21 protein-coding genes are annotated in these 23,574 nt (G+C 61.6%); 12 read left to right on the top strand and 9 right to left on the bottom strand.

Annotated elements, in window-relative coordinates; translation table 11 throughout:
- Positions 1-175 precede the first annotated feature (175 nt).
- The 7 genes from Q0792_RS19535 to Q0792_RS19565 form a co-directional block, all read right to left on the bottom strand.
- Positions 176-1,132 (bottom strand): glycosyltransferase, encoded by a 957-nt coding sequence (locus tag Q0792_RS19535; protein WP_298845043.1) that lies wholly within the window; start codon positions 1,130-1,132, stop codon positions 176-178.
- Positions 1,129-1,974 (bottom strand): sulfotransferase, encoded by an 846-nt coding sequence (locus Q0792_RS19540; RefSeq protein ID WP_298845046.1) that lies wholly within the window; start codon positions 1,972-1,974, stop codon positions 1,129-1,131. Before Q0792_RS19540 ends, Q0792_RS19535 begins: the two co-directional genes overlap by 4 nt.
- On the bottom strand, positions 1,971-2,939 hold the full coding sequence (locus tag Q0792_RS19545) for a glycosyltransferase family 2 protein (RefSeq protein WP_298845051.1): 969 nt from the start codon (positions 2,937-2,939) through the stop codon (positions 1,971-1,973). Before Q0792_RS19545 ends, Q0792_RS19540 begins: the two co-directional genes overlap by 4 nt.
- Before the next feature lie 5 nt (positions 2,940-2,944).
- On the bottom strand, positions 2,945-4,432 hold the full coding sequence (locus Q0792_RS19550) for a hypothetical protein (RefSeq protein ID WP_298845054.1): 1,488 nt from the start codon (positions 4,430-4,432) through the stop codon (positions 2,945-2,947).
- A gap of 54 nt (positions 4,433-4,486) precedes the next feature.
- Positions 4,487-5,272 (bottom strand): WecB/TagA/CpsF family glycosyltransferase, encoded by a 786-nt coding sequence (locus Q0792_RS19555; protein WP_298845057.1) that lies wholly within the window; start codon positions 5,270-5,272, stop codon positions 4,487-4,489.
- A 127-nt stretch (positions 5,273-5,399) separates the two neighbouring features.
- On the bottom strand, positions 5,400-6,470 hold the full coding sequence (locus tag Q0792_RS19560) for a glycosyltransferase family 4 protein (RefSeq protein ID WP_298845060.1): 1,071 nt from the start codon (positions 6,468-6,470) through the stop codon (positions 5,400-5,402).
- Between the two features lie 109 nt (positions 6,471-6,579).
- Positions 6,580-7,269 (bottom strand): hypothetical protein, encoded by a 690-nt coding sequence (locus Q0792_RS19565; RefSeq protein ID WP_298845062.1) that lies wholly within the window; start codon positions 7,267-7,269, stop codon positions 6,580-6,582.
- A gap of 376 nt (positions 7,270-7,645) precedes the next feature.
- Here Q0792_RS19565 and Q0792_RS19570 point away from each other — a divergent pair, with 376 nt between their 5' ends.
- From Q0792_RS19570 to Q0792_RS19585, 4 genes are all read left to right on the top strand, one after another.
- Positions 7,646-7,906, top strand: a complete 261-nt coding sequence (locus Q0792_RS19570; protein WP_298845065.1) for a hypothetical protein — start codon at positions 7,646-7,648, stop codon at positions 7,904-7,906.
- Positions 7,906-8,979: a hypothetical protein gene (locus Q0792_RS19575; RefSeq protein WP_298845068.1), complete on the top strand. Its 1,074-nt coding sequence runs from the start codon at positions 7,906-7,908 to the stop codon at positions 8,977-8,979. The genes Q0792_RS19570 and Q0792_RS19575 overlap by 1 nt, the downstream gene beginning before the upstream one ends.
- A complete protein-coding gene (locus tag Q0792_RS19580; protein ID WP_298845071.1) occupies positions 8,979-10,982 on the top strand; it encodes a PKD domain-containing protein in 2,004 nt (667 codons plus the stop codon). Before Q0792_RS19575 ends, Q0792_RS19580 begins: the two co-directional genes overlap by 1 nt.
- Positions 10,983-11,052: 70 nt before the next feature.
- On the top strand, positions 11,053-12,312 hold the full coding sequence (locus Q0792_RS19585; RefSeq protein WP_298845074.1) for a glycosyltransferase: 1,260 nt from the start codon (positions 11,053-11,055) through the stop codon (positions 12,310-12,312).
- Positions 12,313-12,316: 4 nt separating this feature from the next.
- Here the strand turns inward: Q0792_RS19585 and Q0792_RS19590 are convergent, their stop codons facing one another.
- On the bottom strand, positions 12,317-13,324 hold the full coding sequence (locus Q0792_RS19590) for an acyltransferase (RefSeq protein WP_298845076.1): 1,008 nt from the start codon (positions 13,322-13,324) through the stop codon (positions 12,317-12,319).
- Positions 13,321-14,253 (bottom strand): glycosyltransferase, encoded by a 933-nt coding sequence (locus Q0792_RS19595; protein ID WP_298845079.1) that lies wholly within the window; start codon positions 14,251-14,253, stop codon positions 13,321-13,323. The genes Q0792_RS19590 and Q0792_RS19595 overlap by 4 nt, the downstream gene beginning before the upstream one ends.
- Before the next feature lie 230 nt (positions 14,254-14,483).
- Here Q0792_RS19595 and Q0792_RS19600 point away from each other — a divergent pair, with 230 nt between their 5' ends.
- From Q0792_RS19600 to Q0792_RS19635, 8 genes are all read left to right on the top strand, one after another.
- Complete coding sequence (locus Q0792_RS19600; RefSeq protein WP_298845081.1) at positions 14,484-15,803, top strand: nucleotide sugar dehydrogenase; 1,320 nt, start codon at positions 14,484-14,486, stop codon at positions 15,801-15,803.
- Between the two features lie 142 nt (positions 15,804-15,945).
- Positions 15,946-16,788: a 2OG-Fe(II) oxygenase gene (locus Q0792_RS19605; RefSeq protein WP_298845083.1), complete on the top strand. Its 843-nt coding sequence runs from the start codon at positions 15,946-15,948 to the stop codon at positions 16,786-16,788.
- Between the two features lie 122 nt (positions 16,789-16,910).
- Positions 16,911-18,515, top strand: coding sequence for a VPLPA-CTERM-specific exosortase XrtD (gene xrtD, locus Q0792_RS19610; protein ID WP_298845086.1), 1,605 nt, complete (start codon positions 16,911-16,913; stop codon positions 18,513-18,515).
- 103 nt (positions 18,516-18,618) lie between these two features.
- On the top strand, positions 18,619-19,962 hold the full coding sequence (locus tag Q0792_RS19615; RefSeq protein WP_298845089.1) for an oligosaccharide flippase family protein: 1,344 nt from the start codon (positions 18,619-18,621) through the stop codon (positions 19,960-19,962).
- Between the two features lie 6 nt (positions 19,963-19,968).
- Positions 19,969-20,781 carry a sulfotransferase gene (locus Q0792_RS19620; protein WP_298845091.1) on the top strand — a complete coding sequence of 271 codons (813 nt, stop codon included), beginning with the start codon at positions 19,969-19,971 and terminating at the stop codon, positions 20,779-20,781.
- Positions 20,759-21,718 carry a glycosyltransferase gene (locus tag Q0792_RS19625; RefSeq protein ID WP_298845094.1) on the top strand — a complete coding sequence of 320 codons (960 nt, stop codon included), beginning with the start codon at positions 20,759-20,761 and terminating at the stop codon, positions 21,716-21,718. The genes Q0792_RS19620 and Q0792_RS19625 overlap by 23 nt, the downstream gene beginning before the upstream one ends.
- Complete coding sequence (locus Q0792_RS19630) at positions 21,718-22,656, top strand: glycosyltransferase (RefSeq protein ID WP_298845096.1); 939 nt, start codon at positions 21,718-21,720, stop codon at positions 22,654-22,656. Before Q0792_RS19625 ends, Q0792_RS19630 begins: the two co-directional genes overlap by 1 nt.
- Positions 22,653-23,573, top strand: a complete 921-nt coding sequence (locus tag Q0792_RS19635; RefSeq protein WP_298845099.1) for a glycosyltransferase — start codon at positions 22,653-22,655, stop codon at positions 23,571-23,573. The genes Q0792_RS19630 and Q0792_RS19635 overlap by 4 nt, the downstream gene beginning before the upstream one ends.
- Position 23,574: the final 1 nt, after the last annotated feature.

Below are 23,574 nucleotides of genomic sequence, written 5' to 3' on the forward strand. Positions count from 1 at the left end.
GGCCTGGCTGTCACCGCGTGATCTGAAAGATTTTGCGCAGAGCCTTCTGGGTGTGGTGACCTTTTCATCCAATATTCTGTTCTGAGCCGAGAGCGGATATTTCGGCGGAGCGGCAGAACTCAAGCCGCTCCTGTATCCCTGGAGCCTGGCGGACAGGGGTCCTGAAGGCAGAGTTTCAGCGGTATTCGATCAGTTTTTTACGGCGTCCTGTCAGACGGCCCATAGCATAGCTGAAGATACCGAGGGCCTCGGGCAGTTTGCTCAGGGTCAGAAAAAACGCCCGGTGCCAGGGCATGCCCCGCAGTCGCAGCCGGACCACCTGTGCAGGCCAGGCCAGCAGGACCAGCCAGAAAACCGGATGCACGAACAGACCCCCCAGCACAGCCACCAGCGGCACCCCTGCCCCCTGGATCAGCGCCCGCCGGGTCTGTGCCACATTGTGCCGCTCAGGCGGAGCACCATGCAGGGCGGCACCCTCAGCATAGGCATGTCCCCCCCGCCGGGTGCGTGTCCACCACTGGCTGAAACGGGTCATTGCAACATCATGCAGCGTCATTTCTGCATCAATACGCCAGATTTCCCAGCCGGCCTGCCGCAGCCGCACACAGAGCTCGGGCTCTTCGCCGGCGATCATGGCCGGGTTGAACCCGCCCACCGCCTGCAGCGCATCAGCACGCATCAGGGCATCGCCGCCGCAGGCGCGGGCCTGGCCCACGGGCGTGTCCCATTCATGATCTGTCAGCCGGTGATAGACCGACGCCTCTGGAAAGCGTTCGCGCCGCCGCCCGCAGACCACGGCTGCCTGTGGATGATCCTCCAGAAAAGCCGCAGCCCGGGTAATCCAGCCGGCATCGACCTCGCAGTCTCCGTCAACGAACTGTATCCGGTCGGGCGGGGGCGTCATCTGCAGGGCGCGGGCCAGACCCGCATTGCGCGCACGCGCAGCTGTAAAGGGCACATCCGTGTCCAGCAGCACCACATCGGCACCCGCGGCGCGGGCGGCTGTGACGCTGTCATCGGTTGAGCCTGAGTCCACATAGATCACCTGACGCACACCCTGCTGCAGCGAGGCAATGCAACGGATCAGCCGGTCCCCTTCATTGCGGCCGATGACAACGGCGGCAATGTTCATGAGGGCACGAAGGGATAGCAGAGCGTCAGCGCCGGGTGACCGGGAAAGATCCCCGCCAGAATATCGCGGTCAGCTGTATAGGTGGCCTCCAGCTGACTGCGCAGGCTGTCGGGCAGGTCCGGCCGGTTGCTGATCGTCCGCGCTTTGCGGATTCTGGTGCGCAGGGCCTTGGGTATCAGTCTGCGGCGCAGGAAGGTGGCCGGCGCACTGTCAACAAGCAGCCCGTGCAGCGGCAGGCGGCGCACCCGCTGGGCCGAGACATTCTGCTGCGCCTGATCAGGGTGAAAGACCGGCGGAGAGGCCAGGCCCAGGAAATCCCCGATGCGCGCCAGCTCCGCCTGCGGATCCGCCCGGAACTGTTCCAGGCTTGTCAGCATCAGCGCCTCCCGGCCAAAGGTCTCGGCAAAGGGGGTGATCTGCATGCCATACTGCCCGTAGGCCGTGATTTCCGGCAGATCAGCAAAGGCCCGGGTGATATCCGCAGAGGTCCGTTCGGTGCTCCATTCGTGGATATACTGTGAGACGGCGCGATCAACCGGGTTGCGGATCATATAGATCAGTTTCACGTCCGGTGCGGCAGCATGCAGCCGTGCAACCGTATCGGGCCAGGTTGGCAGTTTGGTATAATGGGTGCTGGCCTCGCCGGTCAGATCCCCTGCGCCTGCCCCGGCAAAAAGGGCCGCATACCAGTCGGGGCCTTTTGCAAAGATGTCATCGTCCGAGAAATAGTTCGGTTCTTTGGGGTCTGTCATAAAGACCCCGTCCTGGGCTGCCAGCTGGACCTGCAGTGTAGAGGTGCCGCATTTCATCGCGCCGATGATGATGAAACCGGGATCTGTCATGCCTGTTCTCCCGGAGCATTGCGCGGGCCCAGCGGATCGCGGGCGTTGATCCAGATATCACGGGCCTCGGCCTCAGCCACACCGGGTGCCGGGCGGCCTGTCAGCCGCCGGGCATGGGCGATCACGCGCCCCAGATGCCACATGACATTCGCCAGGATCAGCCCGGCATGGCCGTGCGCCTGATAGAGAAACCGGCTGCGCGAGCTGTAAAAATAGGCCGGCAGCCGCTTCTTCGCCGCGGCCATTGCCTTGACCGGGCCGGAGCCACCGCGAAAGTGCACGGCGCGGGCCAGGGGTGCCCGGGCAATGGGCCATCCGGCCCGGCGCGCGCGCAGACAATATTCCGCATCCTCGAAATAGAGAAAGTACCCCTCGTCCATCGGGCCGGTCTGCGCGATCATCTCCCGGCGCAGCAGGATACAGGCAAAGCTGGCCCATTCGATTGCTGTTTCCTCCGGCTCCGGTCCCAGCGAGACCTGGGCACCGCGGAAAAGACGCGAGACGAAACCGGTGCTGGCACTGCGCAGAAGTTCACTGACAGGTCCGGGAAACCGGAAACAGTTCGGCTGGATGACTTCATCCTCTCCCTCAAGGCGGGGAACAATCAGGCCGGCATCAGGATGGCTTTCGGCAACCTTCAGGATTTCGGTGAAAAAACCGGGCCGGAGCAGCGCATCGGAATTCAGCACCAGATACCAGTCCGCCTCACAGGCCGCGATCCCCTGGTTATGTCCGCCGGAAAATCCGGTATTGCTGTCCGAGCGCACCAGCTCTACCGGCGTCTGCCCGGGCCGGGCGTCGATCCAGGCGGCAATCTCCTCGGCCGATCCGTCTCCGGAGCAGTTGTCGACGACAACCACATGCACATCCAGGCCGCCGGCCACGTCAAGCACCGACCGGACACACTGCAGCGTCAGCGCAGCCGTACGGTAATTGATAATGGAAACGGCAATTCTGTGAGGCATGAGGCTCAGCTGTGTTTTCTGTGTCCTGCGCGCACCTTGCGGTCCGCAGGCTTCTGACGGGTATAGATGGTACCGGCGGGGCGCTGTCTGTCCGGTCCGGGTCTGCGCCGGGGCCGTTGCGCGGGATCAGCAGGCTGCGGTTGTGGTGTCTTTTCCGAAAGGCGCCCCAGTTCGAGCCGCCCGGCCAGTGCCCCGGCGATCATCCAGGTGACCGGCGACACCCCGGAGTTGGGAATGAGGTCGATAACGTTGGCGGCCATCATCAGACAGAGACCCGAGGTGACCAGGGTGAGCCCATAGGCCTGCTGGCGTCGCCAGAGCATCACGATCGGCAGAACCAGCAACCCGAAGATCGACAGATAGCCGGTCCAGCCGTAGGTCCCGATCAGGATCACCCAGAAACCATCCGTGGTGGACTGGTCGAGCCCGGTTTCGGGATCACGGTCCCGGTTCCGCGCCCAGAGGCCCCAGCCAAAGAAGGGCCGCTCATTGGCATGGGCCAGCAGTCTGTTCTCGTGATCAATCCGGTAGGCCAGAGAATCCGCACGGGTGGGATTGATCTGCTCCACGGTGCTGACGATTTCATTGACCGGCACCAGCCCGGCACCGCGCAGAACCGGATAACTCATGATGATCAGCGCCGCCGACAGCGCTGCCAGCATCTGCAGGCGCACATTCAGGAACAGCGCAATGGGAATGAACACCAGCGCGATGAGAAAGGATCCGAAGACCTTGGCCAGGAACAGGGTACCGAAGATCCACAGCCCCGCCAGGATCAGCTTTGGTTTATGGACCGCCTTCTCTGTCCGGAACAGAATGATTGTGCCAATCAGCGCACAGCACATGAAAATTCCCAGAAAGAGACCATGTTTCAGAAACACCAGGGGCCGCCAGCCGCCGGCGCGGAAGTGCTGCTGCCAGGAATGCGGGAAGAACCCGTAAACTGTCCTGTTGAGCTGCGGCGACATACGTACTTCATAGAGGGCCAGCGCTGCATAGAGGACGGTGGCAATGCACAGAATAATCAGCAGCATCCTGTGCTGATCGGGGTGCGCCAGCATCTTGCGGCCGATCAGAAAGGGCAGCAGCATCATGATAAAGGTCAGGGTCAGGGACAGCCCGTCATAGATCCGCATGGCGGGAATGGTCAGCCGGGAAAACACCAGCGGATCTGAATTGGTCAGGGTCGTCAGCATCGCCGAGACCGGCAGAATAAATATGATCGCCCGAAAGACCGGATCCCCCGGCAGCCAGCCCTTCAGGATAACGCTGTCGCGCTTGCCCCACCCGGCCGCGATCAGCAGGACAGCCATGCCGGTGGCGATGGTTTCCTTGTTGATCTCGGGCAGGACCGGCAGATCAACGCCGGTCCGCTCCGGTAACAGCAGATAACCTGCGGTGACAGTGATCACTGCGGCAAAGGCGGCGCTGTACCGGCTGAACAGCCATGCTGCAACAGCGGGCCAGCAGAAGAGGGCCAGATAGGGAACCATCTCAGCCCCCCTCTGCGGTTTTCACCGCACGGATGATGCAGAGAGCGCAGCCCATCACGTGCCGGAGGCTCCGGTGCTGAACCGGCTCTGCAGCGCATGCATGAAAAGACCCGGCAGGATCGCAATGCAGGCGCCATACCGGCGGGCCAGCCGGCGCGGGTTGCCCATCAGCCGCCACAGCCATTCTCCTGCAAACCGGCGCACCAGGGCAGGCGCGCGTTTCTGGGTGCCTGCAATGAAATCCAGGCCTGCGCCGATGGACAGAAACCCGGTCTGTGGCTGCGCGGCAAAGGCCCGGGCGGCAAAGATTTCCTGCTTGGGTGCGCCCAGGGCAAGAAAACAGATGCGGGCACCGGAGGCCCCTATTTCCGCGATATAGTCATCCGCCAGCGGCCCTGTGGGATCAAACCCCATGGGCGGCGCCGTCGCAGAGACGATCTGCAGACCGGGGTAGCGGTCGCTGAGTTTGCGGGCAGTGGCCGCGAGCGTTGCGTCAGTACTGCCCAGAAGCGCCACCGGATATCCCAGGCGGGCGGCCATCGCGCAGACCGGATCAATCAGTTCAGACCCCGGAACCAGTCCGACCGGCCGGCCGGCCAGCCGCGACAGCCAGACAATCGGGCGTCCATCAGCCGTGATGTGTGTGTGCTGCGCATAGGCGGCGTGAAACCCGGGCTGCTGGCGCAGTTTGACAACGTGATCCAGGTTCAGCGTTGCGACTGAAAATCCGGATCCTTCCTCAAGCCGCGCCTGCATATCCTGCAGCAGGGCCTGCGCCGACGGTACCGTGACGCGGATTTCCCCGTTCTCTTTCAGGTGATTGGTCCTGGCCCAGTTCATCGTTAACTCGCTTTATACACCCGCAGACGGCCGTTCCTCACAGACCTCTGCCCTGCTCATACAATATACCAGCCTTTTTGACCAAAAAGATGGCGAAAGCGTGGATGTTCACGCAGTTTTGCCCGTTTCAGGCCGGTTTTTCCAGGTAGGCCAGCAGCCGTTTTGTTGCATCCGGCCACTGATGCCGCTGTGCGGTATCAGTGGCGGCCTGCGAATATCCCTGCCATACATCCTCTGACATCTGCGCAAACCGCAGAATTTCCGCTGTAAAGGCTTTGGTGTCTGTTGCCGCAATCACGCCGTTCGTGCCATCCACCAGGTCTCTGGCGGCCCCCGCTGTTGTGGTCAGCACCGGGGTCCGGCAGGCCATCGCCTCCAGCAGCGGCAGGCCGAAACCCTCCTCGATGCTGGTCAGCAGCCACAGATCGCAGTCGGCATAGACATCCGCCAGCGCCTGTTGCGGAGGATCGATCCGGATATCTGCCCAGTCCGGCAGATTGTCCTCCGGTCGCGGCGGGCTGCCACACAGGATCACGACCTTTATGTCCGGCTGTTTCCGGCGCGCGGCGGCCAGGGCATCCAGCGCCAGCTGTGTGTTTTTGCGGGGTGCACGGCTGAACAGAAACCCCACCGTCAGCCGTGCATTGCGCGTTCGTGGCGGGGCATGAAAAAGCCCCGTGTCCACCGCATTCGGTAACAGGGCGATGTCTTTCGTGCCGTGGGTTTCGTTTATTTTATCAATGATATAGCTCGATACTGCCATCTTCTGCAGTGGCAGATCATAGGTTGCTATAACCCGCTCGGCGGGCAGGTATGGGAATACCTCATAGTCCTGAATAAGGTAATATCCGCGGCCTTTTTCGGGGGGCAGCGCAGCGGCCCATTCGGCCGTTTCCCACCATGTTGCAATGACCACATCTGCGTCGGGTACATCGCCGGCCGTTATCGGACGTATGCTGTCCAGCACGATATGCCGGTCACCCAGAAAATCCAGCAGTGGTGTGGGCTGTTTTACCTTGCTGTTCCAGCCATGACCGCGCAGCAGCGCCTTCAGCTTCTTGCGCAGGGGCTCCGGGCGTGCGGGCTGGGACATCACTGTGACGTCATGTCCCTGCTCGCTCAGGTGCCGGGCATAGGTCGCCATCACCCGGGTCCCGCCCCGGTTGGATACGAACGGGTTCAGAAAAGTAATTCTCATGTGAATCTCCCGCAGGGCGTCTGGCCGCCTGTCGGATAGCTTCCTGCAGCGCAGGGCGCAACAAGCCTGTGCAGGTATTGCTTAACTGTGGCAGCAGGGAAGACCGGTATCAGCCGCGGTTCACCAGACGCAGGGCCTTGTGCAGCCTCGGCGCAAACCCCGCGCCCTCAATGCCGTGCCGGTCGAGCCATTCGGCATGAGCGCCGATCACCCGCAGCGGGAATCCGCCCTGCACGCCGGCAATCCGCGCCGCGGCAAGCCTGTGCGAAGCGGCCAGGGCCTTGAGCACGGATCCGTCGCGGTCAATGATGACACTGCCCATGCCGGCCGTGGCGAATTCACTTTCCTTTCCGGAAATATAGCCGTGCTGTTCCATGCTCAGAATGATCTCCAGATAGCAGTCATAGATGCACTGTACGATCTGATCCTCGCGCTCGATCACATAGTTCTTGTGCCGGAACACACCATAATCGCGCAGACTGCCGAGGACCTGCGCATAGGTCCGGCTCCGGGTCAGATCATTGCGGTGATCCGAAACATCTTTCATCCGCATATATATCGGCGTCTGTTCCAGTGGCGCGCGCAGAATATCCTCTTCTGCGATCCGGAACTCCCGCATCTCATAGATTACCCGTTCCAGTACCGGCAGGAGCGGCCTGGGCACTATGCCACTGTCACGCAGTTGCTGGCGGCGCCGGCGGGAGGGGAAAATCCGGGTCTCGAAGCGGATCTCACAGGGGTTGACCGTAATGCACAGGCCTTCCTCGCCCAGCGAGCGTCTCAGTCTCCATTCCTGCATGAGCCTACCCCTCTGTTACTGCACCCGGCCAGGCCGGGTAAAATACCGCTGCATCCGCAGCACACCGCAACCGGTCTCCGGATGTCACAAAACATTTACAAAAGGTAAACCACCGGCCCGCCTCCGGCAAGTTTTTGCGGCACCGATGGTTACTGCCCGCAGTCCGGTAGTGCGGGACACGGCGTAATCCGGGGTCCGGGGTCACCAGGCAGGGCGGCAGATCTTAACAGAGGATGAACGCCCCGCACCCCTGTTTCACTGAACATTGTGGAATCTGGCCGATTTTTTTCGCAACAGCCAGGCCATCTTCCCGCCCCGGAAAGGCGGCGCAGAGGCATGGATCAGCCGTGTTCAGACCATATCCAGGAGACTTCCCATGTCAGACCGCTTCAGCTCATACTCCATTGGCCTCGAGAGCCCGGCCATCAACCTCCATGAGGTTACCCCCGATGACGGCGCTGATCTGCCGCAGGTCAGCCGGGCGCTGAATGTGGCTGGCGGCGGCACCGTCCGTGTCACCACAGTTGCGGGCGACACAGCAACTGTGACCGTTGCAGCAGGGATTCCCTTCCCGGTCCGTGTCCGCCGCATCTGGGCCACCGGCACCTCCGCCACCGGCATCGTTGCGATGTCATAATGCTCAGTCTGTCCATTACGCAGGTTGTACCGGCAGATACGAGCGGGATCGCTCCCCCGCCGCCTCCGCCGCCGCCTCCCCCGCCGCCGCCGCCTCCCCCGCCTGCTGATTTCAATCTCAGCCAGGGCAGCGGAGAGCCGGTCATTACAGTCTCTGATGGCACAATCACGATCGTGGTCGCCGATCCCCTGATCTATGCGGGCAGCTATGAGGTAGCGGTCAGCGCCTTTGACACCGTGGATGCTGTGAACCTCGTGTTGCCGGCTCTGTCGGGCATTGCAGCGCCAGGAGAGGTTCTGACGATCACGCCGGGCCTGTGGCTGCTGAACGAAAGCGCCTCCGGTGCCGTGACCTATGAGATCGCCCGGGACGGGGCGGTAACCGGCCCCGCCGCGCCGCCGGCCTATACGGTGGTTCAGGCAGATGTGCAGAGCAGTATCAGCATCATCGAAACCGTGGCCGGACAGTCGGCAGAAAGCGCCTCTGTCCTGATCCCCGGGATCGACAGTTTCGAGGGACCTGACCAGCTGCTCACCAGCTATACCGGCCCTTCCGGCAGCAGCTGGACAGAATTCGATACGGCCGGCAACAGCTATATCCTGAACGGCAGCGTCACCAGTAACATCCGCTATGGCCGCAGCTTTGTGATCCGGGATGACACCGTCGGGATCGCCGACTGCCGGCTGACCGCAAATATTCAGGAGCTGAACTCCGGCGCCTCCTTCCCTGCGCATGCCGGGATCGTACTGCGGTATACTGATCCGTCGAACTACTACCTTGTGCGCCACAACCGGCCCAACCTGGAATGGCGGCTCATCCGTGTCACGGGGTCATCCTTCACCACTCTGGACAGTTGGACGGACAGCTTCCTGACCGGCCAGGTCCGCAATGTCGCCTTCGAGATCACCGGCAGCGCGCTGCAGGTCGTCATCGACGGTGTCCCGCGTATGTCGGCCACGGATACCGACCACACCACCGGCGGCGCGGGTCTGTATTTTTACGGCAACAATAACGCTCCCCCGGTAACTGATGGTCCTGTCATCCAGGACTTCGGCTTTGAGGATCTGACATAATGCCCAGCTTCAAGTTCACGGGCCTCAGCCCGTTTGACTACTACAGCATGCAGATTGGCAACGGCAGCACTGCCCTGGAGGCCCGCGGGTACCAGGGCATTGTGCCCGGCAGCGGGGCCATTACGATTTCGGTCCGGCGCGGTACGCTGCAGGTCGCCCCTGAAGGGGTCGGTTTTACGGCTACCATTGACGGCGAGAAGGGCGGCCCCGGTCCGGCAGATGTCGATTTCGGCGACGGCAATGTCTATGACCCGCGGTTTCACGAACTGATCTACCGGTGGGATTTCGGGGATACACCGCGTGGATTCACCCATGTGGAGAACCTGCCGGCGGCATGGAATGACACCAGTATCGCCTACGGGCCGGTCGTGCAGCATACCTACCGGACCCCCGGCACCTATACGGTGACCCTGTCAGTCTTCAACCCGCGCACCGGGGACACCCATACACAGACCACCGGGGTCTCCGTGGGAGATCCGGAAACAGTCTTTGCGGGCAGCAACACTCTCTTTGTCGATCCGGCCGGTGTGCATGCAAATGCGCCGGCCGGTGCCGCACTCTACACAGACTTTGACACAGCCTTTGCCGCCGCCACCGGCGGGAACCGGCGGGTGATGCTGGAAGATGGTGCGGCCGCCACCTGTACCTCCCATTATGTCGGCGGTGCTTATGGCTCGGTACATCTGTGCGCCGTGCCGGGCGCTGTCACCCGCCCGGTTATTACCTGGGTCCCGGGCGGTACGCGCGCGGAAATGTTCCGTGTCCGCGATGGTGGGGCCGGCAGGGACCTGTCCGTCAGCGGTCTGCGTTTCCAGGGGCCCTACGACTCGACCACCGAAACCGGGCCGGTGGATGTGGACTGTTTTCAGATTGAGGCCAACCCCCACCGCTATCTCCACCTGCACGACTGTATCTTTGACGGTTTTCAGGACGCGTGCATCAGCACCTCGACGGAAAGCAACGGCCAGACACGGATGATCAATGACTGCCTGGTCACCAACTGGCGCAACTTTGCCATCGGGTGCTTCTCAAAAAGCAATGACCGCACGGACACCTCGAAATTCCTCGCGATCGTCGGCTGCAATCTGGCCCAGCACGTGGATGCACTTGCCGGCAACGGCGACAAGGCCAACAACAATACCCACGGTCCGGTCCGGATCGGTGACGGGGACACCTGCGCCATTCTGCAGAACGATATGTTCAGCCGGTGCGGTTGGTCAGCCGGCGAATCCGGCTTCATCGCGATCCAGCCCTGCCTGCGCCTCAACAGCCGGGGCAAACCCGGTCAGCGCTCCAATGTTTCCATGAACACGATGGAAGGTGGTGACAGCGTTCTTACCGCCTCTGTGGCGACAAATGGTGATGATGCCGGTGATGCGGGCAATATCCTGATCGATATGAACCTGCTGATCGGCGATCACATGACGCAGCGGTTCGTCGATTTCTCTGCCGGGAGTGCTACGGTGCGTAACTGTATCGGCATCAACCCTGACACGGCCACGCTGGGAGACGGCTCTTTCGGCGATCCCGTGGCCTTTGTCGCAGGGTATAAAATTTCCGCCACCACAGATGCCGGCAGGGCCTCACCGGTTTTCATATACAATAATACCTTTGTGAATCTGATGACGGATGCGGCCACCAATGACGACGCCGATATGCTCATCAAGTCTCCGGTGACACTGACCATGATCGAGGACAACAACGTGCTGCACCAGCCGAACCTCGGCCAGCCGGAGACACAGGATGCGCCCTTTACGGTGGCAGAAATTCCCGCCGCCGACGGAACAACCCCCGTCATGCCACGCAGCAAGGGGTTCACGGATCACAACAATCCGACGGTTGTGCCCGGCACCGGTTCACCGGCGGACACGGTCAGGACCTATATACCGGCCACCGGCTCCGGTGCTCTGGCCGCCGCCACCGGTCCGCGCCGCGCACCGCGTGACTTCTTTACGGTCAGCCGTGCGGCAACACCCAGCAGGGGTGCCGTGGAGGGGGCCTGACCAGCGCTTTACGCGCCGCGCAGGGGTGCATAAAGAGGGGGCAGACCACAGACCCTGAACGGAACCCCGCATGCATCAGGACAGCGCCAGCCCGCATATTGCGTATCTGACCGGAGAATATCCGGCGGTATCGCATACCTTTATCCTGCGCGAGATCGAACAGCTGCGTGCGCAGGGGCTGGAAGTCTCCACCTGTTCCGTACGCCGGACCGATGCCACCCAGGCACGGGGGCCTGCCGAAAAAGAGGCCGCGGCCACCACATTCTATATTCTCGCCGCCGCCCGCCGGCCGGCAGTTCTGGCACGGGCCCTGATGGGTGCACTGACCCGGCCTGCGCGCCTCGGTGCCGCGGCAAAGCTGGCCTGGGACACCCGTCCGCCCGGGCTGAAAGCGGCTCTGTATCAGCTGTTTTATCTCATCGAGGCCATGATCCTCGTACAGCACCTGCAGGCGCGCGGCGTAACCCATCTGCACAATCACTTCGCCAATTCGAGCTGTTCGGTGGCCATGCTGGCCAGCACCCTGTCCGGCATTCCCTTCAGCTTCACGCTGCACGGGCCCGCGATCTTCTTTGAACCGCGCCGCTGGCGTATTGACGCAAAGATCGCACGCGCCTCCTTTGTCGCCTGTATCAGTCATTTCTGCCGCAGCCAGGGCATGATCTTCTCTGATCCTGCTCACTGGCACAAACTGCGCATTGTGCACTGTGCCATCACACCGGAACGCTATGGCCCTGCGGCAGACAGCCCGCCGGGCCGGGACATCGTCTTTGTCGGGCGCCTCGCAGCCGTCAAAGGGGTCCGCGTTCTGCTGGAAGCCTTTGCGCAGGTCCGCCCTGCCCACCCCGATGCCCGGCTGGTGCTGGTGGGGGATGGTGCGGAACGGACGGATATCGAAGCGCATGCACGCGCCCTGGGCTGTGCAGAGGCGGTGCGGTTCACCGGATACCTGTCACAGGACGAGGTCGCCGATGAGCTGTCACGGGCGGACATCTTTGCCCTGCCCAGTTTTGCCGAAGGCGTGCCTGTGGTGCTGATGGAAGCCATGGCCAGCCACCTGCCCGTGCTGGCCACACGGATCGCCGGCATTCCCGAACTGGTGCAGGACGGCGAAAGTGGTTTTGTGGTGCCACCCGGCGATGTGGCAGCCTTTGCCGCTGCCCTTTCCGCGCTGCTGGCGGATCCTGCACAGCGTCAGAGCATGGGCAGGAAGGGCCGTGCCCGGGTTGAGGCGGATTATAATCTGCCTGTCGAGGGTGCCTGGATGGAACAGCTGCTGCGCGGGACAGCCCCCGGGGGCGCGCTGCGCCCCGCTGACCCCGCGTCCTGACCGTTTACTGTCCTGTCGGTTCTGCTGCAGCTTTCTTTGCTGTCAGGCGCCGGGCCAGCTGTGTGAAATAGCGCTCCAGCGTGAAGGTGCTGATATGCGCCAGCGCAAAGAACAGCACAAAAGAGATCGGCCGCTTGATCAGGTAGAGGGTCCATTTGTCCCCCTCGCCCAGCCAGCCGAGTGCTGTGAGCGGGTGCCAGACGTAAAGCGCATAGGAAATTGCGGCGATATAGGCCAGCACAGGCAGACGACAGATCTGCCGGATAAAGCCTTCGGGCATGAACAGAATGCTGCCAACCAGTGCCATCGCGAAATAGGGCCGCAGATATGCCATATCCCCGCCCAGCTGGGTGTGGCTCGACAGGAACCACAGGGGCAGGAAGATCCAGAAGCCCCTGCCCCACCAGTGTGCGATCCGTTCAAATCCCGGCCGGTGCAGGTTCAGCCAGAACAGCGCCAGCAGGCTGCCGGACAGGATCTCATCGACCCGCAGATGCGTGTTGATGCTCTTGTAGGCGCCGATGTCCACCCGGGCCCACATGACAAGAATGGCCGCCACCGGCACCAGCCAGAACCCGCGGCGTCCGAAAATCCAGATGGCCAGACCGATCGCAATATAGAAATGCATCTCGACACAGAGCGACCACAGATGTCCGATCCCTTTGAACCCCAGGGCGGTGTAATTCATGTACAGCAGCATGATCGCCTGGAATGTGTCCCAGCGCTGGTACATCAGCCCGGCGACCACAAAGCTGAAGAACGCCATCAGCGGCACGATCCGCGCGATCCGGCGGGTAAAAAACGTCCCTATATCGGGGGATTCATACAGAAACCGGGTGATCAGAAAACCGGACAGGCAGAAGAACAGGCTCATGCCCATCAGGCCGGTGGCAGAGTTGAGTTCCCAGTGCGACGGCCCGACAGGCAGAAGATGCGTGGCAATCACCAGCAGAATGCTGGCCGCGCGCACCCCGTCGAGTTCCGGCAGATACCCGGTTCTGGTCTCTGTCATGGATCTGCCCGCTGCAGCAGATGGGCCCGTTCTGCCTCGATCTCGGCCACGGCACGGGCCTTGCCGGCAACCAGCGCCCGGCGCTGGTAGGCGCGGATAAAGCGCCGCAGTTCCGGGTCATCATATTGTTTGTCGCCCCGCAGCATGGCGCCGAAAAACCCCTGCAGCGTTGCCAGCCCGCCCAGCACATAAGGAGGGTGGCGCATCTTGTTGATCGCCGTGGCAATGAAATAGAGCGGATCAGAGCCCATGAAATACTGCCCCGTGCCATGCCGGCGGCGGCCGGTATAGATGCTGACCTGGCTGGACCCCATGGGACGCAGGTGCTCGAACTGCAGTTCGTCGTCGTCCCAGCTCACGGCAGTCCAGCCAAGCTGGCGCGCCTTGTGGCAGTCGATTCCGTCCCACATCACCTCGCGGACAAAGCCACCGATGTCCTCGAAACAGGCTCTGCGAAAGAACTTTGAGGCGCCCACCGACATCTCATCGCCGATCTTCTCACTGACCCGGCGGCCGGCATCATCGATGAAATAGGCCTTGCCGGAACAGGTGCCGACGCGCGGGTCAGCCTCCATCCGGTTCATCAGCCCGGCGAAATACCCCGGGGGCAGATCCAGATCGAGGTCGAGTTTGCACAGATAGGTGAAGTCTCCCAGGTTCACCGTATCCAGACCGAAGTAAAAGGCCTCGATCACACCCGGACCCACAGCGCGGTGCCCGCGGTCGGGTTTGTCGAGCACGCGGATCCAGTCGTGCTCAGCCGCATATTCCGCCAGAATATCGCCGGTGGCATCCGTGGAGCCGTCGTTGACGATGACCCAGAGTGTGGGGCGTTCGGTCTGGGCCACCATGCTGTCCAGGGTGCGGCGCATGAAATCCGCCTCATTCCTGCAGGGGGAAATCACAACAAAAGCACGGGGATCAGACATAACGGACGACCTTCAGGATACAGAACACATAATAGGATACGGGGCTTTGTGCAGAGGGCACATCTTTTTTGCAAGGGTGGCCTGCCTGCAGGCCTGAATCTGTTCATCATTCCGACATAGTCTTGCTAAATGACGGGATTATTGCCAAACGCACTATGGTGACGGGAGGCGCATACGGTCTGTCGGCCCGTGTGTTTTACTGAGTCCCAAAGGTATTAAAGGACAATCCGATGTCTCTGATGAAAGCCATAGAGAACCAGACCGCCCGTGTCGGCGTGATCGGGCTGGGCTATGTGGGCCTGCCCCTGGCTGTTACCGCCGCGACCCGCGGATTTGCCGTGACCGGGTTTGATGTGGACCCGCGCAAGATGGAACAGCTCTCTGCCGGCGCCAGCTATATCGGCGCGGTGAGCGACGAGGCCCTGGGCGCTGTGGTCAGCGCGGCGCGCTTTGACTGGACCACGGATTTCGCGCGCCTTGCGGAATGTGATGTGATCATCATCTGCGTGCCGACCCCGCTGACAGCCCAGAAAGAGCCTGATCTGTCTTATGTAGAGACAACCACACGCGCGATTGCCGCGCATATGGCACCGCAGACCCTGGTGGTGCTGGAATCCACGACCTTTCCCGGCACGACCGATGATGTGCTGACACCGCTGCTGGCGGCCAGCGGCCTGAAGATGGGCGAAGAGGTCTTTGTCGGCTTCTCGCCCGAGCGCGAGGATCCGGGCAATACATCCTTCAATACCGCCACCATCCCGAAAATCGTCGCCGGCGACGGCGATCTGGCCGGTGATCTGGTCGCGGCCTTCTATGAGCGGGTCGTCGACAAGGTGGTCCGTGTCAGCTCCACCCGCACCGCTGAGGCAGTGAAAATCACCGAGAACGTCTTCCGGGCGGTCAATATCGCCATGGTCAACGAGCTCAAGCTGGTCTTTGACGAGATGGATATCGACGTCTGGGAGGTGATCGACGGAGCGGCCACCAAGCCCTTTGGCTTTATGCCCTTTTATCCGGGCCCCGGCCTGGGCGGACACTGTATTCCGATCGACCCCTTCTATCTGTCCTGGAAGGCCCGCGAATATGAAGTGCCTACGCGCTTTATCGAGCTGGCGGGCGAGATCAACACCGCCATGCCGCACCATGTCATCGACCGCACCCGCGAAGTGCTCGACCGCGCCTGTGGCAAGGGTCTGAGCCGGGCGCGTATCCTGCTGGTCGGCGTGGCCTACAAGAAAAACGTCTCTGATATGCGCGAAAGCCCCTCGATGAAACTGATGCAGCTGCTGGATGAGGCCGGCGCCGAAGTGGCCTATCTCGACCCGCATGTGCCGGAAATTCCGCCGATGCGCGAATACGGACAGTTCACGGCCCGTGCCGCCCTGGATCCCGGGGCTGTGACAGAGGCCGCTTTTGACGCGGTGCTTATTGCCACGGACCACGATGCCATTGATTACGCCGCCCTGCTGGAGCTTGGCTGCCCCGTCATAGATACCCGCAATGCCATTGCCCGCCGCAACCTCTCTCTGGCGCAGGTGACCAAGGTTTAACCGTACCCCGGCAAAGCAGACAAATTTCCGACAAATACGTATATTAACATCAGACCGACGATCAGAGCCCGAATCCATAAGACCAGACCGCTTTTCAGAGCGTGATACGAGACAGACTGTGCAATCCGCCCGGAGATACCATATGACCCAGACGCCTGCTTATCCGATTGATGCCGAAACGCTGCTGACCCCGACAGATGCGGCCCGTGCGCTGGGAAAAAGCCATGCCGGGGTCTATCAGAGCGGCGAGCCTTATCATCACATCTGCATTGATAACTTTCTGCCCGAAAGCATTCTGGAGCGGGTCTGCCGCGACCTTGAGAACATGCCTGCCGCCGAAGCCAGTTTCAGCCGCGCGCAGGAAAACCTGAAGTCCTCCTATATTCCCGAGCGGCTGCCAGAGTTCACCAGGAACCTGTTTTATGCCTTCAACTCGCGCCCCTTCATCCTCTTTCTCGAAGAGATGACGGGCATCAGGGGGCTGATCCCGGACCCTTATTATAACGGGGCCGGTATCCACAAAACGCTCAACGGTGGTCATCTGGACATTCATGCGGATTTCAACCTGCACAAGCAGATGGGTGTGGAGCGGCGCCTGAATGTCCTGATTTACCTGAATAAAAACTGGCAGGAAGACTGGGGCGGCTCGTTCGAGATCTGGGACAACGACATGACCCGCAAGATGGCGAGCTTTGTACCGACCTTTAACCGCATGGTCTGTTTCTCCACCGGCTCGGACACCTTCCATGGCAATCCCGAACCGGTGAACCATCCCGATGGCGAGGCCCGCCAGTCCATCGCGCTGTATTATTACACCGCCACCTGGGACGATACCCGCAAAGAACACACGACGCTCTTCCGGCCCCGGCCGGGATCGGCAGATCAGACTGACCGGCTGGTGGCGCGCCGTGCCATGGTCAAGGATATCCTGCCCCCGGCGATTTACCGCAGAATAGGCAGCAAGCTGCGGCGGCTGGGCCTCTGAGCGGATAAAGTTTTTGTCAGGATGAACAGTTAACGTAGCGAAAACCGATAAATTACGGCATAGTCCCGCGGGAAGGTTCCGTTCAGTATCTGGTTCACGAGTTTTTCAGAAAGGACCTGAAGATGTCTTCCATTGACAGCAGTGCCCGGCAGCCGCTCTTCATCGGGCAGTTCATGACCTGGGGCATGTTCTGGTTTCTGGTCGCCACAGCAGGCGCGTGTCTTTTCTTTATCGAGGGGCTTGATGCCCTGCTCGAGGCCTGGCAGCTGCCCGAATACAGCCACGGCCCGCTCATTCCTGTGCTGTCCGGTCTGCTCTTTCTGCGCCAGCTCAAAGAGGTGCCCGTCAATCCGGGACCCGTCCGCGACCGCTGGGCCGGGGTCACTGTCCTGCTGGCCGCGATTGCCTTCGGGACCCTCGGCAAGCTGTCCAACATCAACGACATCGTTGCCTATGCCACGATCCTCTGGGTCGGGGGCATCCTGCTGATCAGCTTTGGCTGGAAGACAGGCAAACACTTCTGGCCGCCGGTGCTGCACCTTGTCTACATGCTGCCGCTGCCGGGCGTGCTCTATTACAAAATGTCGACCTGGCTGCAGTTCATCTCGTCTGAGCTGGGTGTCTGGTTCCTGAAACTGCTCTCTGTCCCGGTGTTTCTGGACGGCAACATCATCGATCTGGGTGTGCTGAAACTGCATGTGGCCGAGGCCTGCTCGGGGCTGCGCTATCTGTTCCCGATCCTCAGCTTCTCCTACATTTTCGCCGTACTCTACAAAGGCCCGATGTGGCACAAGGCGGTGCTGCTGCTCGCGGCTGCTCCGATCACCGTGCTGATGAATTCGGTACGGATCGCCGTGGCCGGCCTGCTGGCGGACCGGTTCGGGGTCGGCTGGCTCGAGGGTTTCACCCACTTCTTTGAAGGCTGGGTCATCTTTATCACCTGTATCATCCTGCTGTTCCTGCTGGCGCGCGTCATGCTGTTCTTCCAGCCTGTGAAGATGTCCGTGGTTGATGCGCTTGATCTGGATACCGACGGGCTCGGCACCCAGGCCATGCGGATAAAATACCTGCGTCCCTCCACAGCGATGATCACCGCGGCAGTACTGACCCTGGCGGCCTTCTTTGCCTACCAGGCCGTGCCCGAGCGCGGACAGGAGGCCATTGACCGGGACAGCTTTGTGCTCTTCCCGCGGCAACTGGGGGAATGGCGTCAGGAGGGACCGCCGACCACCCTCAGCAGCGGCGTGCTCGAAACCCTGGCAGCGGATGACTATCATCAGGTCTCACTGGTCAGCCCGGATCACGCAGCCCCGGTCGGGCTGTTCATGGCCTGGTACGAGGATCAGAGCCAGGGTGGCGTACACTCGCCCGAAATCTGCCTGCCCGGCGCGGGCTGGGAAATTGCCTGGCTGGAACGGACCGACATCACCGAGCGGCTCGGCAGCGACAGCTATTTTGAGATCAACCGCGCGATCATCCAGAAGGGCGAGGCCCGGATGATGGTGTTCTACTGGTTCGAACAGAAAGGGCGCCACATCGCCTGGGATTTCGAAGCCAAGTTCTGGCTGATGATCGACGGGATCCGGACCGGCCGGACTGACGGTGCTCTGGTGCGCCTGACAACCATGATCCGGCCGGATGAAAGCGATGCCGAAGCAGAGGCCCGGCTCTTCAGCGTGCTGGAGCAGGTCGAAAAGCCCCTGCCCCGCTTTATTCCGAACCTGTAACCTGTCTGAAACCATAAGCTGTAACGGTTCGGTTTCCCTCATCTGCGGTGCCCGGGGAAATCCCGGGCTCTGCAGAAATAAAGTCTGACGCAGAAAGTCACTGATGCCCGCACTCTCCACCTTTCTGGCAAATTTCTCCGGGTCAGACCTGAGGTCAAAGGTGCTCCGGGGCTCTGCCCTGACCACCATTGGTTTCGGCACCCAGAGCGTACTGCGGCTGGGATCCAGTCTGCTGCTGACGCGTCTGCTGGCGCCGGAGGTCTTCGGGCTGCTGTCGCTGGCGATGGTCGTGCTGGCCGGTCTGACCCTGCTCAGTGATATCGGCACCCGTGATGCGGTGATCCGCAGCAAACGCGGGGAGGACGAGGCCTTTCTGCAGACGGCCTGGACCATTCAGGTACTCCGCGGCTGTGCGATCGGGCTGGTTGCCTGTATCGTCGCCTGGCCTGCGGCCTGGGCTTATGATCAGCCTGATCTCTTTCCGCTGATCTGCGTGCTGAGCCTGACCGTGGTTATCAAAGGGTTCAAATCAATCAGCGTCGTGACCATGAACCGCAAGCTGATCCTGGGACGGATCATCACAATCGAGATCGCGGTCCAGGTCGTTACCATCGGCATCACGGTCTTTGCAGCCTGGATGCTGCGGTCCGTCTGGGCCCTGGCCATCGGCCAGATATCCGGTGTGCTGCTGCATCTGGTGCTGAGTTACACGGTCTTTCCGCGCTTTCCCCACCGCTTCCGTCTGGAGCGGGAAACGGTGAGCGAAATCCTGGTCTTCGGGCGGTGGATTCTGCTGGCCACTCTGTTCGGATATTTTGGCGGGCGCGGGATCGGAGCCATTCAGGGCTTTCTGCTGCCGATCGAAGTGATCGGTTTTCTGGGGATCGCCAGCAAACTGGCCTGGACACCGGGCATGCTGGTCAATCAGGTCCTCTCCAAAGCGGCCTATCCGGGGATATCGGAGGTGGCCCGCCAGCGGCCGGAAAACCTGCGGGGCGTGCTGCGGCGTGTCCGCAAGCTGCTGTTTGTCGGGACTGTGCCCCTGTTCTGCCTGCTGTCTTTTATGGCGCAGCCGATTGTCGATTTCCTCTATGACCCGCGCTATGCGATGGCCGGAACATTCATGTCCCTGCTGGCGCTGAATACCGGCATCAGCGTCCTGAGCATGCCCTACCAGAGCGTTATGCTGGCGGTAGGGGAAAGCCGGGCACATGCCTTTGTGATGGGCGTCTCTGCCGCGCTCCGGATCATCGGGGTGTTCGTGGGGTTCTATCTGGGCGGGGTGATCGGCATCCTGGCAGCCGTGGGTGTCGCTACTGTGCTGGTTCACTTTATCTCGCTGAACTTTGCCCTGCGGCGTGGCTATGCCGGCCTGCGGCTGGACAGCATTGCGCTTGCCCTGTTAATCGCTATGTATCTTTATGTTCTTCAAACTATTTCTCTCTGAGCAGCGATGACTGGTTCCCGCACTCCTTCCCCGGAACTGTGTATTCTGGCCGGCGCCCCGCGCAGCGGAACCACCTGGATCCAGCGTCTGCTGCAGGCCCATAATGATATCTGCGGCGGCGAGGAGAGCCACTTCTTTGAGGGGTTCTCGCCTGCGCTGCGCATGGCTGATATCCAGGCGCGGGACAGCCGCAGCATCGGCCCGCTGACCTATGTGTCACGCGACACCTATGACGATCTCTTTCGCGGGGTATGGCAGGGGCTGTTCGCAGATCTCTTTGCTTCGGCACCTGCCGCCCGCATCCACCTGGAAAAGACCCCTTCAAACTGTCTCTATCTCGACGAGATCACGCGGCTTTTCCCCGAGGCAAAGATCATTTTTATCTGCCGGGATTCGCGGGCGGTGACCTCTTCAGTGGTGCATGCCAGCGCCTCATGGGGAAAAAACTGGGCACCGTCGACCTGGAAAGGGGCCGCTATTCTGTGGCAGCGCCACTGCGCAGCTGTGCTGAGATGGCGACAGCAGAATCCTGACCACCCTTTTCTGATGCTGAAATACGAGGATGCCATAGCCGATACCGAAGGCACCCTGCAACGTATCCTGGATTTCCTGATGCCGGGCGAAGAGCACCGGACCGGCGAGATCCTGGAGGCCTGGCGGGCCGGTCAGTCTGATCAGAAAGAACCGCAGGGTTTTGCCCGCGTGCGGGGGACCGATGGCTGGAAAGAGGATATGACGCTCCGGGGGAAGCTGGTCACCTGGCGCTATACGCGCAAAACCATGAGGGAACTCGGGTATGATATCTCGCCCTTCTCATGACGCCCCCCGCGTCTCTGTCATTCTGCCGGTCTATAACGCTGAACCCTACCTCGCCGAAGCGGTGCAGAGTATTCTTGACCAGAGCTTCACCGATTTTGAATTTCTGATCCATGACGATGGCTCGACCGACGGCTCGCTGGCAATCCTGCAGGATTTTGCGGCGCGCGACGCGCGGATCCGCGTCACCTCGGGGCCGAACCAGGGCGTGGGCGTGGTCCCCGGCCTGCTGATTGCCGATGCACGCGGCGCGCTGATCGCCCGGATGGACGCGGATGATGTGTGCCTGCCGCAGCGCCTGGAAAAGCAGGTGGCCTTTCTGGAGGCGCACCCGGATCATGTCATGGTGGCCGGATGGGGCCTGACGATGGATGCCGAAGGGCGCTTTATCGCGCCCGGAAAACTGCCGGTGACCCATGAAGACATCGACGGGCGGCACCTGCGCGGCCTCACGACCATTCTGCAATCGGCCGTGACCATGCGCACAAAGGCCCTGCAGGCCGCTGGTGGCTATAACCCCGAATTTCCGAATGCCGAGGATCTGGAGCTCTGGCTGCGCCTGGCAGAAGTGGGGAAAATCGCAAACCTGCCGGAAGTCGTCATCCGGATCCGCATTCATGATCAGAGCCTCAGCGCCGTAAAGCAACAGCAGCAGGCAGACTACTGTCGCCGCGCCTGCGAGGCTGCCTGGGCCCGGCGGGGGATCACGTCCCCCTTCGATCACAAACCCTGGCGGATGGAAGACACCCGCACCTCGCGGCGGGACTTCTTTCTCAAATACGGCTGGGACGCCTGGAACTGGGGCTACCGCGACACCTGGCGGCACTATGCGCTCCAAGCGGTCACCACCGATCCGCTCTCGGTCAAAGCCTGGAAACTGCTGGTCTTTGGTGCCCTGCGCCGCCCGCCCCCCGGCAAATACGTGCTGGAGGAACAGTAATGGCCCCGCGCGTTTCCGTCCTGCTGCCTGTCTATAACGCAGAGACCTGGCTCGGCGCAGCCATGGACAGCATCCTGGCGCAGAGCTTTACCGATTTTGAGCTACTGGTGCATGACGACGGCTCGACCGACGGCTCGCTGGCCATTCTGCAGGACTATGCCGCGCGGGATACGCGCGTGGTACTTACATCAGAGCCTAACAAAGGGCTTATCGCGACCCTGAACCAGCTGATCGACGCCGCGCAGGGCGATCTGATCGCCCGCATGGACGCCGATGACATCGCCCTGCCGGAGCGTTTCGCCAAACAGGTCGCATGGCTCGATCAGAACCCCGATTATGTACTCCTGGGCGGGGCGATCATCTTTATCGATGAGGCCGGGCGCCATATTGCACCCGAATTTCCGCCCCGGGATCACGAAACCCTGGATGACTACAGCCTGCGTGGCACCGGCGCGATCTGCCATCCGGCCGTGATGATGCGCACCGAAACGGTGCGTCAGGTCGGTGGTTATGACATGCGCCGCGACACCGCCGAGGATCTGGACCTGTGGCTGCGCATGGCCGAAGCAGGCCGCCTCGCCAGCCTGCCGGATATCGTGCTGAAATACCGCCTGCATGATCAGAGCATCAGCGGTAAAAACAACGACCGGCAGCGTGAATGCATCCGCGAGATCTGCGCCGATGCCTGCGCGCGCCGTGGTGTAACGGCCAGCTTTGACTATCAGGACTGGCGGATGACAGAGGACCGGGCCTCGCGGCGGGACTTCTACCTCAAATACGGCTGGGACGCCTGGAACTGGGGCTACCGCGACACCTGGCGGCACTATGCGCTCAAGGCGGTCACCACCGATCCGCTCTCGGTCAAAGCCTGGAAACTGCTGGTCTTTGGCGCGATACGCCGCCCGCCGCCGGGCCGCTGTACGCTGGAGGAATCATGAGCCCCCGCGTCTCTGTTCTGCTGCCCGTCTATAACGCCGCGCCCTACCTGGCCCAGGCGGTGCAGAGCGTGCTTGATCAGACCTTCACCGATTTTGAGCTGCTGGCCCATGATGACGGGTCAACCGACGGCTCGCTGGCGATCCTGCAGGATTTCGCGGCGCGCGATGCGCGTGTGGTGGTCACATCAGAGCCTAATAAGGGGCTTATCGCCACGCTCAACGGGCTGATTGACCGGGCACAGGCAGAGCTGCTGGCGCGGATGGATGCCGATGACATCTGCCTGCCCGACCGTTTTGAAAAACAGGTCGCATGGATGCAGGACCATCCGGAAACTGTGATGCTGGGCGGTGCCACGCTGCTGATCGACAGCGCGGCGCGGCCCATCGGGATCAACGTATCGCCCACGGATCATGACGCAATTGACGCCAGGAACCTGCGCGGGATTACCGCCATTGATCACCCCACGGTTATGATGCGCAAATCCGCAGTGGCCTCAGTCGACGGGTATGATCCCGCATGTGAAACCGCAGAGGATATCGATCTGTGGCTGCGGCTGGCCGAGATCGGACAGCTGGCCACCATGGAAGATGTGCTGCTGAAATACCGTATCCATGACCAGAGCATCAGCGCCCGGCAGCAGGACCTGCAGGCCGACACATGCCGCCGCGCCTGTGAAGCCGCCTGGGCCCGGCGCGGGATCGACGGACGCTTTGAATACAAACCATGGCGGATGGAGAATACCCGCGCCTCGCGGCGGGATTATTTCATACAGTATGGCTGGCGCGCATGGGGCGCAGGTTTCCGCGGCACCTGGCGGCACTATGCCCTGAAAGCACTGATGACAGACCCGGCTTCGGCGGCCGCCTGGAAGCTGCTTGTCTTCGGTCTCCTCCGCCGGCCTGACCGGGACAGCTGAC

The organism is uncultured Roseobacter sp. (assembly GCF_947495025.1).
Lineage (GTDB): Bacteria > Pseudomonadota > Alphaproteobacteria > Rhodobacterales > Rhodobacteraceae > Roseobacter.